Origin of the sequence: Mycobacterium sp. SMC-11, from assembly GCF_046250095.1 — a bacterium.
GTDB classification, from domain to species: Bacteria; Actinomycetota; Actinomycetes; order Mycobacteriales; family Mycobacteriaceae; genus Mycobacterium; species Mycobacterium heraklionense_A.
The window spans coordinates 3,013,386-3,028,820 of the sequence record NZ_CP176430.1 but is presented as its reverse complement, the minus strand read 5'-3'; the positions used below and the strand labels follow the sequence as shown (position 1 = coordinate 3,028,820).

Here is a 15,435-nt window from a genome sequence, read left to right as displayed (position 1 = left end):
CGATGGCTCCGGCCTGGCCGCCGCGCCCGGTGATCCGTCGTTCACCGGGGCTGCGCACTCTGGAGTCGGCGCTGTACCGCAGTGGGCTCGGCCCGGTCGCCGGTGTCGACGAGGTCGGCCGCGGCGCCTGCGCCGGACCGCTGGTGGTGGCCGCCTGTGTGCTCGGGCCGGGCAAGCCCGCGGCCCTGGCCGCGCTCGACGACTCTAAGAAGCTCACCGAGAAGATCCGCGAGGAGCTGTTTCCGCTGATCTGCCGGTACGCGCTGGCCTACCACGTGGTGTTCATCGAACCCGCCGACGTTGACGCGCGCGGCGTGCACGTGGCCAACATCGAGGGCATGCGGCGCGCGGTGGCGGGCCTGCCGCTGCGGCCGGGCTATGTGCTCTCCGACGGGTTCCGGGTCCCAGGGCTGCCGATGCCCTCGCTTCCGGTGATCGGCGGCGACGGGGCGGCGGCGTGTATTGCTGCGGCGAGCGTGCTGGCCAAGGTCAGTCGGGATCGCTACATGGCGACCCTGGACGCCGATCACCCCGGTTATGGCTTCGCGGTACACAAGGGCTACGCCACCGCGGCACACACCGCGGCCCTGTCTGCGTTAGGACCGTGCAGCCAGCATCGCTTCTCGTTTATCAACGTGCGCACCGTGGCACTGGCCTTGGCCGGGACCGGAGCGGTCGCCCCGGTTGCGGGGACAATGGGATCGACGAACCGAGCAGAAGGACGGCTGAGCAGATGAGTGCCGAAGATCTCGAGAAGTACGAAACCGAGATGGAACTCTCGCTGTACCGCGAATACAAGGACATCGTGGGGCAGTTCAGTTACGTGGTGGAGACCGAACGGCGCTTCTACCTGGCCAACAGTGTCGAGATGGTGCCCCGCAACGCCGACGGCGAGGTGTATTTCGAGCTACGGCTGGCCGATGCCTGGGTGTGGGACATGTACCGCCCGGCCCGGTTCGTCAAGCAGGTTCGGGTGGTCACCTTCAAAGACGTCAACATCGAAGAGGTCGAGAAGCCCGAGCTGCGGCTTCCGGAGTAACGCCACAGGCGCCTAGGTGCACCCACTGACCTGACACTCGCGCGGCGTCTTGGAGAACCACCGGCGACACGATCGGTTCAGCGCGCTTTGTTCGGTATAGCCGAGCAGGACCACGATCTGCCGTACCGGCAACCCGGGCTCGGCGAAGTAGCGCATCGCCTGGATGCGGCGCTGCTCGTCGATGATGTCTCGGCCGCTGACTCCTTCGGTCGCCAGTCGTCTTTGCAGGGTCCGGGGATGCAGCGCCAGCTCGGCGGCGATGACGTCGATGCTGCACTGCCCGGTCGGCAACAGTCGGCGGGCCAGCTCCGCCACGCGTGCCGCCAGTGGCGAGGTCTTCGGCAGGTAGGTCGATTCCAGGTACTGGGTGGCAATGCGACTGGTGTGGGGATCGGCGTTCTCGATGCGCCGTTCGGCCAGATGCGTGGGCAGCTCGAACCCGCACCAGCTCTGCTCGAAGCGCACCGGGCACCCCAGCGCCTCGCGGTAGGCGCTGTCGGAGGCCTGTTGCCGGTGGATGAACGAGACCGACTCCGGTCGTGCACCCGGGCCGCCGAGCAACCGCAGGATACGTACGGCGATGCCCATGCTGAGCTCATAGGACTGCAGCGGGTAGGGGATTCCTCGCTCGGTCACCTCGTAGGTGAAAGCGATGCCCCGTGGCGTTCGCCTATCGGTCAGTTCCAAAGCGGGGGAGTGGATATACAGAAACCGCGCGATCGCACCCAGGCCACTGAGCACGGTGTGGGCGTTGCGCGCGATCACCGCGATCGGCCCGAGGATATGCAGGCCCTGCAGGTGCGCGAGGCGAAGCCCGAACTCCGGGCACGAAAGCTCATCGGCGGTGGCCTCCAGCATTCGGGCAAAGGCGTCGACCGGAACGAACGCGTCCTCCTGCTGCTCCACCTCTGTCGGGATATGAAAGCGGGTCAGGAATGCCGCCGGGTCGCCGCCGAGTTCGCGAACCAGCTCGGTGTAACCCGACGTGGCCGGGGCGCGGATGAAACTGCCCGACGACATCTCGCTCACCACCTCCACCGCCCGGTTGTCGGAAAATGATAAAAAAACGTCGGAAAATGTCAAGACCGAAGCCGCTGGCGGCGGACAAGATCGGGGCATGATTTCGCAACGCTTACCCCGTTGGGCGCTAGTACTGGGCTCTTCGGGGATCCTCATCGCCCTGGCCGCAGTGCGCGGCCGCCGCCCGGTTGAACCCGACGCCCGATTCGCAGGCAAGGTCGTCGTCATCACCGGTGCGGGTTCCGGGATCGGTAAAGCGTTGGCGCTCAACCTCGCCGCCCACGGCGCCAAGCTCGCGCTGTCAGACATCGACACCGACGGGCTCGCCGACACCGTGCGCAAGGCGCAAGCGCTGGGGGCACAGGTGAAGGCCGACCAGCTCAATGTGGTCGAACGCGCGGAGGTGCTCGCGTACGCCGCCGAGGTGGCCGATCACTTCGGCGAGGTGCACCAGGTCTACAACAACGCGGGAATCGCCTACAACGGCGACGTCGAGAAGGCGTCGTTCAAGGACATCGAGCGCGTCATGGACGTCGACTTCTGGGGCGTCGTCAACGGCACCAAAGCCTTTCTGCCGCATCTCATCGCATCCGGCGACGGGCACATCATCAATGTCTCCAGCCTGTTCGGGCTGATCGCAGTGCCGGGTCAAAGTGCTTACAACGCCGCTAAATTCGCTGTTCGCGGCTTCACCGAGGCACTGCGTCAAGAGATGCTGATCAACGGTCATCCGGTCAAGGTGACGGGTGTACACCCGGGCGGGATCAAGACCGGGGTCGCCCGCAACGCGACCGTCTGCGACGGCGAAGACGCCCAGCCGCTGGCCGAGTTCTATGACCGCTACCTCCTGCTGCATTCCCCGGAGATGGCTGCACAGACCATTCTCGACGGTGTCCGCGCCGGCCGTGCCCGGGTATTGATCGGGTGGGAGGCGCACGCCCTCGACGTACTCGTGCGGGTCATCGGACCGGGATATCAACGGCTCACCGCAGCCGCAGCAGGCCGCTTCTTCCCGTGGGCGAAGGCGGGGAGCTCCCGATGAATCCCTCGTTTGATCTGTTCAAGTTGCCCGAGGAGCATGATGAGTTGCGGGCGGCGATTCGGGCGTTGGCGGAGAAGGAGATCGCTCCGTACGCCAAGGATGTCGATGGGCAGGCCCGGTTCCCTGAAGAGGCTTTGGCGGCGCTGAACGCCTCGGGTTTTAACGCGGTGCACGTCCCGGAGGAGTATGGCGGTCAGGGTGCGGATTCGGTTGCCGCCTGCATTGTGATCGAAGAGGTCGCGCGGGTGTGTGCGTCGTCGTCGTTGATTCCGGCGGTGAACAAGTTGGGCACGATGGGGTTGATCTTGTCGGGTTCTGATGAGCTCAAGGCGCAGGTGCTGCCGGGCTTGGCGGCCGGTGAGGTGATGGCCTCGTATGCGTTGAGTGAGCGGGAGGCCGGCAGTGACGCTGCGGCGATGCGCACTCGCGCTAAGGCTGATGGGGATGACTGGATTCTCAATGGCTCCAAGTGCTGGATCACCAACGGTGGCAAGTCGAGTTGGTACACGGTGATGGCGGTGACTGACCCCGACTTGGATGCCAACGGGATTTCGGCGTTCATGGTCCACATCGACGACGAGGGTTTTTCGATCGGGCCTAAGGAGCACAAGCTCGGGATTAAGGGTTCGCCGACTACTGAGTTGTATTTCGAGAATTGCCGTATTCCGGGGGATCGGATCATTGGTGAGCCCGGTACGGGGTTTAAGACGGCGTTGCGGACGTTGGATCACACGCGTCCGACGATTGGTGCGCAGGCGGTTGGTATTGCGCAGGGTGCGTTGGATGCGGCGATTGAGTACACCAAGGATCGTAAGCAGTTTGGGAAGAACATCGCCACGTTCCAGGGTGTGCAGTTCATGCTTGCCGATATGGCGATGAAGCTGGAGGCTGCGCGGTTGATGGTGTATTCGGCGGCGGCGCGTGCCGAGCGTGGGGAGACCGGGTTGGGTTTCATCTCCGCGGCCAGCAAGTGTTTTGCCTCGGATGTGGCGATGGAGGTCACCACTGATGCGGTGCAGTTGTTCGGTGGGGCGGGCTACACCACGGATTTCCCGGTGGAGCGGATGATGCGTGATGCCAAGATCACCCAGATCTATGAGGGCACCAACCAGATCCAGCGCGTCGTCATGAGCCGACACCTCCTGCGCTGACGCGGGCGCAAGGGAACACCCCCGCGTCGGCGCTTGCTTCATGCGCCCGTCCCGGCTTCGGTCTAGGCTGACACCTATGACCGCTGTAGACCGTGCAGTCTCCCGCCGTGAAATCACAAATGCCCTGCTCAAGGCCATGGAACGCCGCCACGAGGTGCTCGACGTGATCGTCGATTCCAACGACCGCGCGTCGGCCGTACAGGCGATCGCGGACCTGCTGGGCGTCTCGCCGCTGGGCTGCGAAGCGGTGATCGGAATGTCGCTGGATCAGCTCACCAAAGAGTCGCGCGACAAGATCGCCGACGAGCTCAACGACCTCAACAACGAGCTGACATTCACCCTCGGTGATCGGCCGGCCAGTTCCGGCGAGACCTTGGCGCTGCGGGTGTTCTCCGGTGAGCAGGACCGAGACATTCTGGCGGACCGGACCACGGACGTCGGCGCCAGCGCCGACGGAACCGGGCGACCGGCCGACGACATCGGTGACGAGATCCGCTCGGCGTTGGCACGCGTCGAGGACGAGGACGCGGCGCTGTTCGTCGCGATCGACGGCGGGCAGAAGGTCGGGATGGTCTTTGGCGACCTCAACCACGGTGAGGTCAATGTGCGGATCTGGATTCATCCCGCACACCGCAAGAAGGGCTATGGCACCGCCGCGTTGCGCCGTGCCCGCGCCGAGATGGCGGCCTATTTCCCCGGTGTGCCGTTGATCGTTCGCGCACCGGGTGCGCACGCCGGCTAAACGACGGATCGTCGCCCGGGACCCCCGGGTTTTCGGCTCGCCCCCTACGGGTATCCCGGCCACACAGCTGATCGCTGTTGTGCGTGGTGACGGGAGAGCAATGGTCCTCGGCGAGGCGCGCGCGGCCCCCGCAGAGGTCGTTGCATCTAGACCATTCCCGCCGCGCGGCAAGTCCCGCGGCGAGACGGTCGTCAAGCTGCTGACCATTACCGACCACAAGATGATCGGCCAGATGTATGTGGTGACGGCCTTCGGCTTCTTCCTGACCGCGGGGCTGATGGCGTTGCTGATGCGCGCCGAACTGGCTGCACCGGGCCTGCAGTTTCTGTCCAACGAGCAGTACAACCAGTTGTTCACCATCCACGGCACGATCATGTTGCTGCTGTATGCCACGCCGATCGCCTTCGGTTTCGCAAACCTGGTGTTGCCGCTGCAGATCGGTGCCCCCGATGTCGCCTTCCCGCGCCTCAACGCACTCTCGTACTGGCTGTTCCTGTTCGGTGGGCTTCTGGTCCTGTCGGGATTCATCACCCCTGGCGGCGCAGCGGAATTCGGCTGGACGGGCTACACACCGCTCAGTGACAGCGTCCACTCACCGGGCCCCGGCGCTGACCTGTGGATTGTCGGGCTCATCGTGTCGGGGCTCGGAACCATCTTGGCCGCAGTCAATATGGTCACCACGGTGGTCTGCCTGCGCGCACCCGGCATGACGATGTTCCGAATGCCGAATTTCACCTGGAACATCGTGGCGACCAGCGTATTGATCTTCTTGGCGTTTCCCGTCCTGACCGCCGCGTTGTTCGGCTTGGCCGCCGAGCGCCACTTGGGCGCCCACGTCTATGACCCGGCCAACGGCGGGCCGATCCTGTGGCAACACCTGTTCTGGTTCTTCGGCCACCCCGAGGTCTACATCGTGGCGCTACCGTTCTGGGGCATCATCGGCGAGGTCCTTCCGATTTTCAGTCGCAAGCCACTGTTCGGCTACACCACGTTGATCTACGCCTCGTGGGCCATCGTCTTTCTGTCCGCCTCGGTCTGGGCGCACCACATGTTCGCGACCGGGGCAGTTCTGCTGCCCTTCTTCTCGTTGATGTCGCTTCTGATCGCGGTGCCGACCGGCATCAAGTACGTCAATTGGATCGGCACGATGTGGCGGGGGCAGCTAACGTTTGAGACCCCGATGCTGTTCGCGATCGGCTTTATGGTGACGTTCCTGCTGGGCGGCCTGACCGGCGTGATGCTGGCCAGCCCGTCTCTGGATTTCCACGTCCACGACACGTACTTCGTGGTCGCCCACTTCCATTACGTGTTGTTCGGCACCATCGTGTTTGCCACCTTCGCGGGCATCTATCTGTGGTTTCCGAAGATGACGGGCCGACTGCTCGACGAGCGGTTGGGCAAGCTGCACTTCTGGCTGACGCTGATCGGGTTTCACACCACATTTTTGGTGCAGCATTGGCTCGGGGCGGCCGGCATGCCGCGGCGTTACGCCGACTACCTGGCCACCGACGGATTCCAAACGCTGAACATCGTGGCGACGGTCGGCGCATTCGTGCTGGGCGTCTCCATGCTCCCGTTCATCTGGAACGTCTTCCGCAGCTACCGCTACGGAGAGCCGGTCACCGTTGACGACCCGTGGGGCCATGGCAACTCGTTGGAATGGGCCACCAGCTGCCCACCGCCGCGGCACAACTTCACCGAACTGCCCCGGATCCGCTCGAACCGCCCAGCCTTCGAACTGCACTATCCCCACATGACGGAACGGTTGCATGCCGAAGCCCACGTGGGGCAGCGCCGACGGGTCCGTAGTCGCGGCGAGTGAGCCGGACCGCTCGAATCTGCGGCTGTGGACGAATGCCGGACTGGGGATAACTTCCTGCCCGGCAGCTGGTTTCGGATCTTCTCGGCTCGACGCTGTCGGAGGGTTGACCGACGCTGACGGGCATGACAACCATGTCCCGTACCGAGCTGGGCGCGCTCGGAGAACAACTGGCCGTCGACCATCTGATCGGACAGGGATGGGCCATTCTGGCTCGCAACTGGCGCTGCCGTTACGGCGAACTGGATGTGATTGCCGCGGACCTGGCGGCGCGCACCGTGGTGTTCGTCGAGGTGAAGACCCGAAGCGGTGAGGGTTTCGGCGGGCTGGCGTACGCGGTGCCACCCGAGAAGGTGCGCAGGTTGCGCCGGCTGGCCGGTACCTGGCTTGTGGGTCAGCAGGCGCACTGGGAGCAGGTACGTCTCGACGTGATCAGGGTGCGCATCGGCCGCAGCCGAACCCCGGAGATCACGCACCTACAGGGGGTGGGCTGAATGTCGCTGGGGCGGGCGTTCTCGGTGGCAGTACGCGGCCTCGACGGCTTGATCGTGGAGATCGAGGCCGACATCACCTCGGGGCTTCCCGGGGTGCATCTGGTGGGGCTGCCCGACGCCGCACTGCAGGAGTCGCGGGATCGCGTGCGCGCGGCGATCACCAACAGCGGGCAGCGTTGGCCCGCGGCCCGGCTGACCCTGGCGCTGTCACCGGCGACGCTGCCGAAGATGGGCTCGGTCTATGACATCGCGCTGGCCGCCGCGGTGCTCTCCGCCGACCGCAAAGCGCCGTGGTCTCGGTTGGAGAAGACGGTGCTGCTCGGCGAACTCGCACTCGACGGGCGGGTGCGGCCGGTCCACGGGGTGCTGCCCGCGGTGTTGGTCGCCAAGAACGGCGGATGGGCTGGCGCGGTGGTTCCCGTGGACAACCTTGCCGAGGCCAGTCTGGTGGACGGTATCGACGTGTACGGGGTGGCGACACTGGGCCAGTTGCACGGCTGGCTGGAGGGGGCCGCACGGCTGCACGACCGGATCACGACAGCGGCCCCGGTGACCGAGCCGGTCGCGGACCTGGCCGAAGTGGTCGGCCAGGCCCAGGCCCGGTTCGCCGTCGAGGTGGCTGCCGCCGGCTCCCATCATCTGATGCTGACCGGCCCGCCGGGAATCGGTAAAACCATGCTGGCCCAACGCCTTCCCGGGCTGCTACCGGCGCTCACCGAAAGCGAATCGCTGGAGGTCACCGCCATCCACTCGGTCGCGGGACTGCTGTCGGGCAGCGCGCCGTTGATCACCCGGCCGCCCTTCATCGCGCCGCATCACAGCTCGAGTGTCGCGGCTCTGGTCGGCGGCGGCTCCGGGATGGCCCGCCCCGGTGCGGTGAGCCGCGCGCACCGAGGTGTGCTGTTCCTCGATGAGTGCGCCGAGATCCGGGTCAGCGCGCTAGAGGCGCTGCGTACACCACTGGAAGACGGGGAGATCCGGCTGGCCCGGCGCGACGGGGTGGCCTGCTATCCGGCCCGCTTCCAACTGGTCATGGCGGCCAACCCGTGCCCGTGCGCGCCGGCCGATCCCCGGGACTGCACCTGTAAATCATTGGAGAAGCGGCGTTACCTGGGCCGGCTGTCCGGACCGCTGCTGGACCGGGTGGACCTGCGAGTGGAGATGCATCCCGTCCGCGCGGGTGCGTTCTCGGCGGCGGACGGGGAGTCGACTGCCGCGGTGCGCAGCCGGGTCGCGCAGGCGCGTGCCGCCGCAGCACACCGGTGGGCACCGCACGGGTTCCACACCAATGCCGAGGTCAGCGGGGCGTTGCTGCGCCGCAGGTTTCGGCTCAGTACCGCGGCGATGGCTCCGCTGCGCACTGCGCTGGATCGCGGTCTGCTATCGATTCGGGGAGCCAACCGCACCCTGCGAGTCGCGTGGACCCTTAGCGACCTGGCCGGGCGGACGTCACCGGGACTGGACGAGGTCTCCGCGGCCCTGAGCTTCCGCCAAGCCGGTGCGGCCCGATGACCGCCACAGACACCACCACGAGGCGGGCCTGGGCCTACCTGTCCCGGGTTACCGAGCCGCCGCGCCCGGAGCTGGCCGTGCTGGTCGATCGGGTCGGCCCGGTAGAGGCGGCGGAACGGATTCGGTGTGGTGCAGTCGGTCCGGAGCTGGCTCGCCACACCGAGGCCCGCCGCGAGATCGATGTCGCTGCTGACGATCTGGAGATCCTCGACCGCCGCGGAGGCCGCCTGCTCACGCCCGATGATGGCGAGTGGCCGGTGTTGGCGTTCGCCGGCTTCGGAGGCGCCGACGCCGTGGACAAACCGGACTGCCGGCCTCCACTCGTGCTCTGGGCGGTGGGTCCGGCACGACTCGACGAAATCGCCGAGCGGGCCACCGCGATCGTCGGAACCCGCGCAGCAACCACCTACGGTGAGCTGGTCGCCGCGGATCTGGCCGCCGGACTGGCCGAACGCGACGTGGCGGTGGTCTCCGGCGGCGCCTACGGAATCGACGGTGCGGCGCACCGTGCGGCACTGGCCGCCGACGGCACCACCGTGGCGGTACTGGCCGGGGGCATCGACAACGCCTACCCGGCAGGCCATTCCGCGCTGCTGCATCGCATCGGCGCCAGCGGCTTGCTGGTCACCGAGTATCCGCCCGGGATACGTCCGGCCCGCTATCGGTTCCTGACCCGCAACCGGCTGGTGGCGGCGCTGGCAGGGGTGACGGTGGTGGTCGAGGCGGGACTGCGCAGCGGAGCGGCCAACACCGCCGCCTGGGCCCGGCTGCTGGGCCGACCGGTGGCGGCGGTCCCCGGTCCCGTCACGAGCGCGGCCTCGGCAGGCTGTCACGTGCTGCTGCGCGGCGGCGCCGAGTTGGTGACCCGGGTCGAGGAAGTGATAGAGCTGGCGGGTCGAGTCGGGGAACTGGCGGACGATCCGCCGCGGCCGGCCACACCGCTGGACGGGCTCAGCGTCGCCGAGAGTCAGGTCTACGAGGCGCTGCCCGGGCGTGGCATGGTCACCGTCGATCAGATCGCGGTGGCCTCCGGGCTGGCGCCGGCGCAGGTGTTCGGGCCGCTGGCGATGTTGGAGGTCGCCGGCTTGGTGGCGCGACGCGACGGATGCTGGGGGATAGCTCGCCCGAATCGGTAGCTCGTATAGTCGGCTGGGCAGGGCGAAGAGGGGAGACAGCGTGGCGGGACGACCGGTTCACACCTTCGAAGTTGTCCGGACCGAGCAGGCTTCGGCACACATGATTCGAGTGGTGTTGGGCGGCAAAGGTTTCGACACATTCAAGCCCAGCGATTTCACCGATTCGTACGTCAAAGTGATCTTTGTGCGCTATGACGTCGATGTCGCGGCGCTCCCGCAGCCGTTGACCCTGGACAGCTTCGCAGGCCTGCCCGACGAGCAGCGTCCGGTGGTCCGCACCCTGACGGTGCGCCGCGCTGATCCGCTTGCGCGGCAGATCGCTATCGACGTCTCGGTGCACGGTGACCACGGCGTTGTCGGTCCGTGGGCGGCCAGCGCTGCGCCCGGGGATCCGGTCTACTTGATGGGTCCCGCCGGGGCATACGCGCCGGACCCCGACGCCGACTGGCACCTGCTGGCCGGTGACGAGAGCGCGTTGCCGGCGATCGCTGCGGCGCTCGAGGCCCTGCCGGATGACGCAGTGGGCAGGGCGTTCATCGAAGTCGCCGGGCCTGAAGACGAGATCGCGCTGGAGGCGCCGGACGGAATCGAGCTGAGCTGGCTGCACCGCGGGGGACGTGCGGACCTGGTGGGGCAGGAGCAGGCCGGGGACAACGCGCCGCTGATCGACGCGGTCACCACCGCCGCGTGGCTGCCAGGCCAGGTTCAGGTCTTCATCCACGGCGAGGCCCAGGCCGTCATGCACAATCTTCGGCCCTATGTCCGCAAGGAGCGCGGCGTCGACGCCAAGTGGGCGTCGATCTCGGGGTACTGGCGGCGCGGGCGCACCGAGGAAACTTTTCGGCAGTGGAAGAAAGAGCTCGCCGCCAAAGAATCAGCCGAAGAACAGGCAGGCTGAAGCCATGGCATTCGGGGATTATCAGTTCGAGATCTACCTGCAGGGCCTGGCCGGAGTGGTACCCGCGTTTCCGATGACCTACAACGAGTTGGAGGCCAAAGCCGCTGCGGCGCTTTCCCCCTCGGTGTGGTCGTATGTGGCTGGCGGTGCCGGCGACGAGCGCACTCAGCGGGCCAACGTCACCGCCTTCGACGGGTGGGGGCTCATACCGAGGATGTTCGTCGGCGCCGCCGAGCGCGACTTGTCGATCGAGATGTTCGGATTGCGGCTGCCCTCGCCGGTCTTCATGGCGCCGATCGGTGTCATCGGTATCTGCGCCCAGGACGGTCACGGCGACTTGGCCAGCGCGCGGGCTGCGGCGGCCACCGGGGTTCCGATGATGGTGTCGACCCTCACCGCCGACCCTCTCGAGGACGTCGCTGCCGAATTCGGTGACACGCCAGGGTTTTTCCAGCTGTATACGCCCAAGGACCGGGAGCTGGCCGCCAGCTTGGTACGTCGCGCGGAGGCCGCCGGTTACAAGGCGATCGTCGTCACCCTCGACACCTGGGTCCCGGGCTGGCGTCCCCGCGATCTGTCCACGTCGAACTTCCCGCAGCTGCGCGGGCACTGCCTGTCCAACTACTGGTCGGATCCGGTGTTCAGGGCGGGGCTGGCCCAGCCGCCCGAGGAGAATCCGCAAGCCGCGATCCTGTCTTGGATCCAGACCTTCGGCAATCCGCTGACCTGGGACGATCTGCCGTGGCTGCGGTCATTGACCGACCTGCCGTTGATCGTCAAGGGCATCTGTCACCCCGACGACGTGCGGCGCGCCCGCGACGGCGGGGTTGACGGCATCTACTGCTCCACGCACGGCGGCCGCCAGGCCAACGGCGGCCTGCCGGCCCTGGACTGCCTGCCGGACGTGGTGGCGGCCGCCGACGGGATGCCGGTGCTGTTCGACTCGGGCATCCGCACCGGGGCCGACATCATCAAGGCTCTTGCGTTGGGCGCCACCGCGGTGGGCATCGGCCGGCCGTATGCCTACGGCCTGGCTTTGGGCGGAACCGCCGGGATCGTGCACGTGCTGCGCTCACTGCTTGCCGAAGCCGATCTGATCATGGCCGTGGACGGCTATCCGTCACGGCTTGATCTCACCCCGGAAACGCTGCGGCGCGTCACCTGAGCGCCCCCGGGCGCCGTCTGAGACCGTGGTCGACGTGGACGCGATTCTCGACGAGTTCGACGAGTACCTCGCTTTGGAGCGGGGCCGTTCCGACCACACCCGGCGCGCCTACCTCGGTGATCTGCGATCACTGTTCGGATTCCTCGCCGATCAGGGACACACCGGCATCGAAGGCCTGAGCCTTCCGTTGCTGCGCAGCTGGCTGGCCGCGCAGGCCGGCGCCGGCGCCGCGCGCAGCACCCTGGCGCGCCGCACCTCGACGGTCAAGACCTTCACCGCGTGGGCGGCGCGGCGTGGGCTGCTGTCGTCGGATCCCGGCGCGCGCCTGCAACTGCCGAAGTCGCGCCGGACGCTGCCGGCGGTATTGCGCCGAGACCAAGCGCATGACGCGATGATTGCCGCCAAATCCGGTGCGCAGCAGAACGATCCGCTGGCGTTGCGGGACAGACTGATCGCCGAGTTGCTCTACGCCACCGCGGTGCGCGTCAGCGAACTGTGCGGACTCGACATCGACGACGTCGACAGTTCACGACGGGTGCTGCGGGTGGTGGGCAAGGGCAACAAGCAACGCACGGTGCCGTTCGGGGAGCCCGCCGCCGACGCGCTGCAGGCATGGCTGACCCGGGGGCGCCCGTCGCTGGCGACGCTGGAGTCCGGTCCGGCGCTGCTGCTCGGCGCCCGCGGCGGTCGCCTGGACCCGCGTCAGGCCCGCACTGTGGTGCACCAGACCGTTGCCGCGGTCGGGGGAGCACCGGATATGGGGCCGCACGGGTTGCGCCACACCGCGGCCACGCATCTGTTGGAAGGTGGGGCAGACCTGCGGATCGTGCAGGAGTTGCTCGGTCACTCCAGCCTGGCCACCACGCAGCTCTACACCCATGTCACCGTCGCTCGGCTGCGTGCCGTGCACGATCAGGCTCATCCGCGGGCGTGACGGTGCGGTCAACTCTCGAATTGCCGTCGGGAACGGTCTCCTACCTCGACTTTGGTCCCGATAACGCGGCTGGGACCGTGGTGCTGCTGCACGGGGGAGGCACGGACAGCGCTGAGTTGTCTTGGGGAGAGGTCGGACCACGTCTGGCTGCCGGCGGCTTCCGTGTCATCGCTCCCGATCACCCGGGCTGCGGTAAGAGCCCGTTGCCCACCTGGCGGGTGACCCAGCAGCGGCTGGTTGCCTACGTGGGGGAGTTCGTCGACGCGCTCGGACTGGATCAGTACGCCATCGGTGGGTTGTCGCTAGGCGGGGCACTGACCATCGGGCACGTGCTGGAGCGGCCCGATCGGGTCACCGGGGCACTGCTGTTGGACAGTTACGGGCTGATGCCGCGGCTGGCCGGCGGCCGACACCTGCTGGCGTGGGCGATGCAGCGCACCGGTGCGCTGGATCTCGCCACCCGCTGGATGGCCACGAACCGCGCCGCACTGACGTGGAGCCTCAAATCGCTGATCCGTGATCCAGCCCAACGCAGCCCCGAGCTGATCGCGGAGATCATCTCCGCCGCACAGCACCCCGGGTTCGCCGCGTTCGAACAATGGCAGCACGACGAGATGCTCTGGAATCGGCTGAAAACCGACTACACGGCGCAGCTGGCGTCGCTGCGGTGCCCGGCGCTGATCATCCACGGTGACCGGGATGCCGGCGTGCCTATCGCCCGCGCGCGAGCGGCCGCCGTACTGATGCCGCACGCCGAGCTGAAAGTCGTTGCCGGGGCCGGGCATTGGGTCCAACGAGACCAGCCTGATGTCGTGGTCGCCGCCATACTGGACTTCCTGCGTCGACTGCCGCCACGGTAGCCGAGGTCCCGCCCGACACCGGCTTTAGCCGGATCGGTGTCGCGGCAAGCAACCCCAACGGATCGAGGTAGTCGGCCCGCGACGCCGGGCCCCACATCGCGCCCCAGTGCAGGCAAGCCGCACAGCCCGGGTGGCCGGTCTCCAAGGTGCCGATCAGCGCTCCCGCGGTCACCAGCTGACCGATGCGGACTGCCGCCGACACCGGCTGGTAGCTGGTGCGCAACCCGCCGGGGTGGGCCAGTGACACCACCGGTTGCCCACCCGAACGTCCGGCGAACACCACCGTGCCCGCCCCGGCGGCGTACACCGGCTGGCCCGGTTCTCCGGCCAGGTCCACGCCCCGGTGGCCGCGCTGCCAATCCGGGCGCGGGGCGTCGAATGGCCGCACCACCGCCGGGCGCGGCCGCAGCGGCCAATCCAGCCGAACCGTGTCGCCATGCGCCGGCGCGGCCAGCAGAAGGCCTCCGACCAGTAACAACGCCGCGCATCGCATCTGCCCAGTTCACCTCGGCGGCCCCGAATCGGGCCAGTCACCGCTGTGGACAAAGCACCTGGTTCATCGGATGGCTCCAGCTTCGCCTCTCGTTCCTCGAGGCTTGCTAAACCACCCGCTCGGACCGTGTAAACTCATTTGCGCAGTTCGCTTATGCGGGCTGACTTCGCGTGTCTGCGCCACAACCGGATGTCGGGTGGTCCCCAGCAGGGGTCCGGCATCTCATGCAGGCACCAGGGCCCGGCCTCACCCGACGCCGGGCGGCAACCGACAAAAAAGGAATCATGGACTCATGGCTGTCGTAACCATGAAACAGCTGCTGGACAGCGGCGCCCACTTCGGGCATCAGACCCGTCGTTGGAATCCCAAGATGAAGCGGTTCATCTTCACCGACCGCAACGGCATCTACATCATCGACTTGCAGCAGACGCTGACCTTCATCGACAAGGCGTACGAGTTCGTGAAGGAGACCGTCGCGCACGGCGGCTCCATCATGTTCGTCGGCACCAAGAAGCAGGCGCAGGAGTCGGTCGCGGCCGAGGCCACCCGGGTCGGAATGCCGTACGTCAACCAGCGCTGGCTGGGCGGCATGCTCACCAACTTCTCCACCGTGCACAAGCGTCTGCAGCGCCTCAAGGAACTCGAGGCCATGGAGCAGACCGGCGGCTTCGAGGGACGCACCAAGAAGGAAATCTTGATGCTGACCCGCGAGAAGAACAAGCTGGAGCGCAGCCTCGGCGGTATCCGCGACATGGCCAAGGTGCCGTCGGCCGTCTGGGTCGTCGACACCAACAAGGAGCACATCGCCGTTGGCGAGGCTCGCAAGCTGGGTATCCCGGTCATCGCGATCCTGGACACCAACTGCGACCCCGACCTGGTCGACTACCCGATTCCGGGCAATGACGACGCGATCCGCTCGGCAGCGCTGCTGACCAAGGTCATCGCCTCCGCGGTGGCCGAGGGGCTGCAGGCCCGGGCAGGTCAGGGCAACGGCGAGGGCAAGGCTGCGGCCGAAGCGGTTGAGCCGCTGGCCGAGTGGGAGCAGGAGCTGCTGGCGGGCGCCACCACCGCGGCACCTGACGCCGACGCCGCAGCTGCCGGCACCGAAACCACCACCGACGCATCGTAGG

15 protein-coding genes and 1 pseudogene are annotated in these 15,435 nt (G+C 67.2%); 14 read left to right on the top strand and 2 right to left on the bottom strand.

The features are described from left to right. Window positions 1–2: 2 nt before the first annotated feature. Together ACKY0X_RS14300 and ACKY0X_RS14295 are read left to right on the top strand one after the other, a co-directional pair. Window positions 3–737 (top strand): ribonuclease HII, encoded by a 735-nt coding sequence (locus tag ACKY0X_RS14300; RefSeq protein WP_409426566.1) that lies wholly within the window; start codon window positions 3–5, stop codon window positions 735–737. Further along, a complete protein-coding gene (locus tag ACKY0X_RS14295) occupies window positions 734–1,039 on the top strand; it encodes a DUF2469 domain-containing protein (protein WP_012393608.1) in 306 nt (101 codons plus the stop codon). The genes ACKY0X_RS14300 and ACKY0X_RS14295 overlap by 4 nt, the downstream gene beginning before the upstream one ends. Before the next feature lie 12 nt (window positions 1,040–1,051). Here the strand turns inward: ACKY0X_RS14295 and ACKY0X_RS14290 are convergent, their stop codons facing one another. Beyond that, a complete protein-coding gene (locus ACKY0X_RS14290) occupies window positions 1,052–2,059 on the bottom strand; it encodes an AraC family transcriptional regulator ligand-binding domain-containing protein (protein WP_409429640.1) in 1,008 nt (335 codons plus the stop codon). A 169-nt stretch (window positions 2,060–2,228) separates the two neighbouring features. On the opposite strand from ACKY0X_RS14290, the gene ACKY0X_RS14285 reads away from it, so the two are divergent. From ACKY0X_RS14285 to ACKY0X_RS14235, 11 genes are all read left to right on the top strand, one after another. Continuing rightward, on the top strand, window positions 2,229–3,101 hold the full coding sequence (locus ACKY0X_RS14285; protein WP_409429639.1) for an SDR family NAD(P)-dependent oxidoreductase: 873 nt from the start codon (window positions 2,229–2,231) through the stop codon (window positions 3,099–3,101). After that, window positions 3,098–4,252, top strand: a complete 1,155-nt coding sequence (locus ACKY0X_RS14280) for an acyl-CoA dehydrogenase (RefSeq protein ID WP_409426565.1) — start codon at window positions 3,098–3,100, stop codon at window positions 4,250–4,252. The genes ACKY0X_RS14285 and ACKY0X_RS14280 overlap by 4 nt, the downstream gene beginning before the upstream one ends. A gap of 76 nt (window positions 4,253–4,328) precedes the next feature. After that, on the top strand, window positions 4,329–4,994 hold the full coding sequence (locus ACKY0X_RS14275; RefSeq protein ID WP_409426564.1) for a GNAT family N-acetyltransferase: 666 nt from the start codon (window positions 4,329–4,331) through the stop codon (window positions 4,992–4,994). A 100-nt stretch (window positions 4,995–5,094) separates the two neighbouring features. Continuing rightward, window positions 5,095–6,816 (top strand): cytochrome c oxidase subunit I, encoded by a 1,722-nt coding sequence (gene ctaD / locus ACKY0X_RS14270; protein ID WP_409426563.1) that lies wholly within the window; start codon window positions 5,095–5,097, stop codon window positions 6,814–6,816. Window positions 6,817–6,938: 122 nt separating this feature from the next. After that, a complete protein-coding gene (locus ACKY0X_RS14265; RefSeq protein WP_409426562.1) occupies window positions 6,939–7,307 on the top strand; it encodes a YraN family protein in 369 nt (122 codons plus the stop codon). Further along, on the top strand, window positions 7,308–8,819 hold the full coding sequence (locus ACKY0X_RS14260; protein WP_409426561.1) for a YifB family Mg chelatase-like AAA ATPase: 1,512 nt from the start codon (window positions 7,308–7,310) through the stop codon (window positions 8,817–8,819). It begins immediately after the preceding gene. Next, complete coding sequence (gene dprA, locus ACKY0X_RS14255) at window positions 8,816–9,955, top strand: DNA-processing protein DprA (RefSeq protein ID WP_409426560.1); 1,140 nt, start codon at window positions 8,816–8,818, stop codon at window positions 9,953–9,955. The genes ACKY0X_RS14260 and dprA overlap by 4 nt, the downstream gene beginning before the upstream one ends. Window positions 9,956–9,995: 40 nt before the next feature. After that, complete coding sequence (locus ACKY0X_RS14250) at window positions 9,996–10,853, top strand: siderophore-interacting protein (protein ID WP_409426559.1); 858 nt, start codon at window positions 9,996–9,998, stop codon at window positions 10,851–10,853. Between the two features lie 4 nt (window positions 10,854–10,857). Next, a complete protein-coding gene (locus ACKY0X_RS14245) occupies window positions 10,858–12,018 on the top strand; it encodes an alpha-hydroxy-acid oxidizing protein (protein WP_409426558.1) in 1,161 nt (386 codons plus the stop codon). Window positions 12,019–12,052: 34 nt separating this feature from the next. Further along, window positions 12,053–12,952 carry a tyrosine recombinase XerC gene (locus ACKY0X_RS14240; protein WP_409426557.1) on the top strand — a complete coding sequence of 300 codons (900 nt, stop codon included), beginning with the start codon at window positions 12,053–12,055 and terminating at the stop codon, window positions 12,950–12,952. Between the two features lie 2 nt (window positions 12,953–12,954). Then, window positions 12,955–13,812 (top strand): alpha/beta fold hydrolase, encoded by an 858-nt coding sequence (locus ACKY0X_RS14235; protein ID WP_409426556.1) that lies wholly within the window; start codon window positions 12,955–12,957, stop codon window positions 13,810–13,812. 10 nt (window positions 13,813–13,822) lie between these two features. Here the strand turns inward: ACKY0X_RS14235 and ACKY0X_RS14230 are convergent. Continuing rightward, window positions 13,823–14,305, bottom strand: a pseudogene (locus ACKY0X_RS14230) (M23 family metallopeptidase); the annotation flags it as partial. A gap of 292 nt (window positions 14,306–14,597) precedes the next feature. Between ACKY0X_RS14230 and rpsB the strand changes: the two are divergent. Beyond that, window positions 14,598–15,434, top strand: a complete 837-nt coding sequence (gene rpsB / locus ACKY0X_RS14225; protein ID WP_046284427.1) for a 30S ribosomal protein S2 — start codon at window positions 14,598–14,600, stop codon at window positions 15,432–15,434. The last annotated feature ends 1 nt before the right edge of the window (window position 15,435 follow it).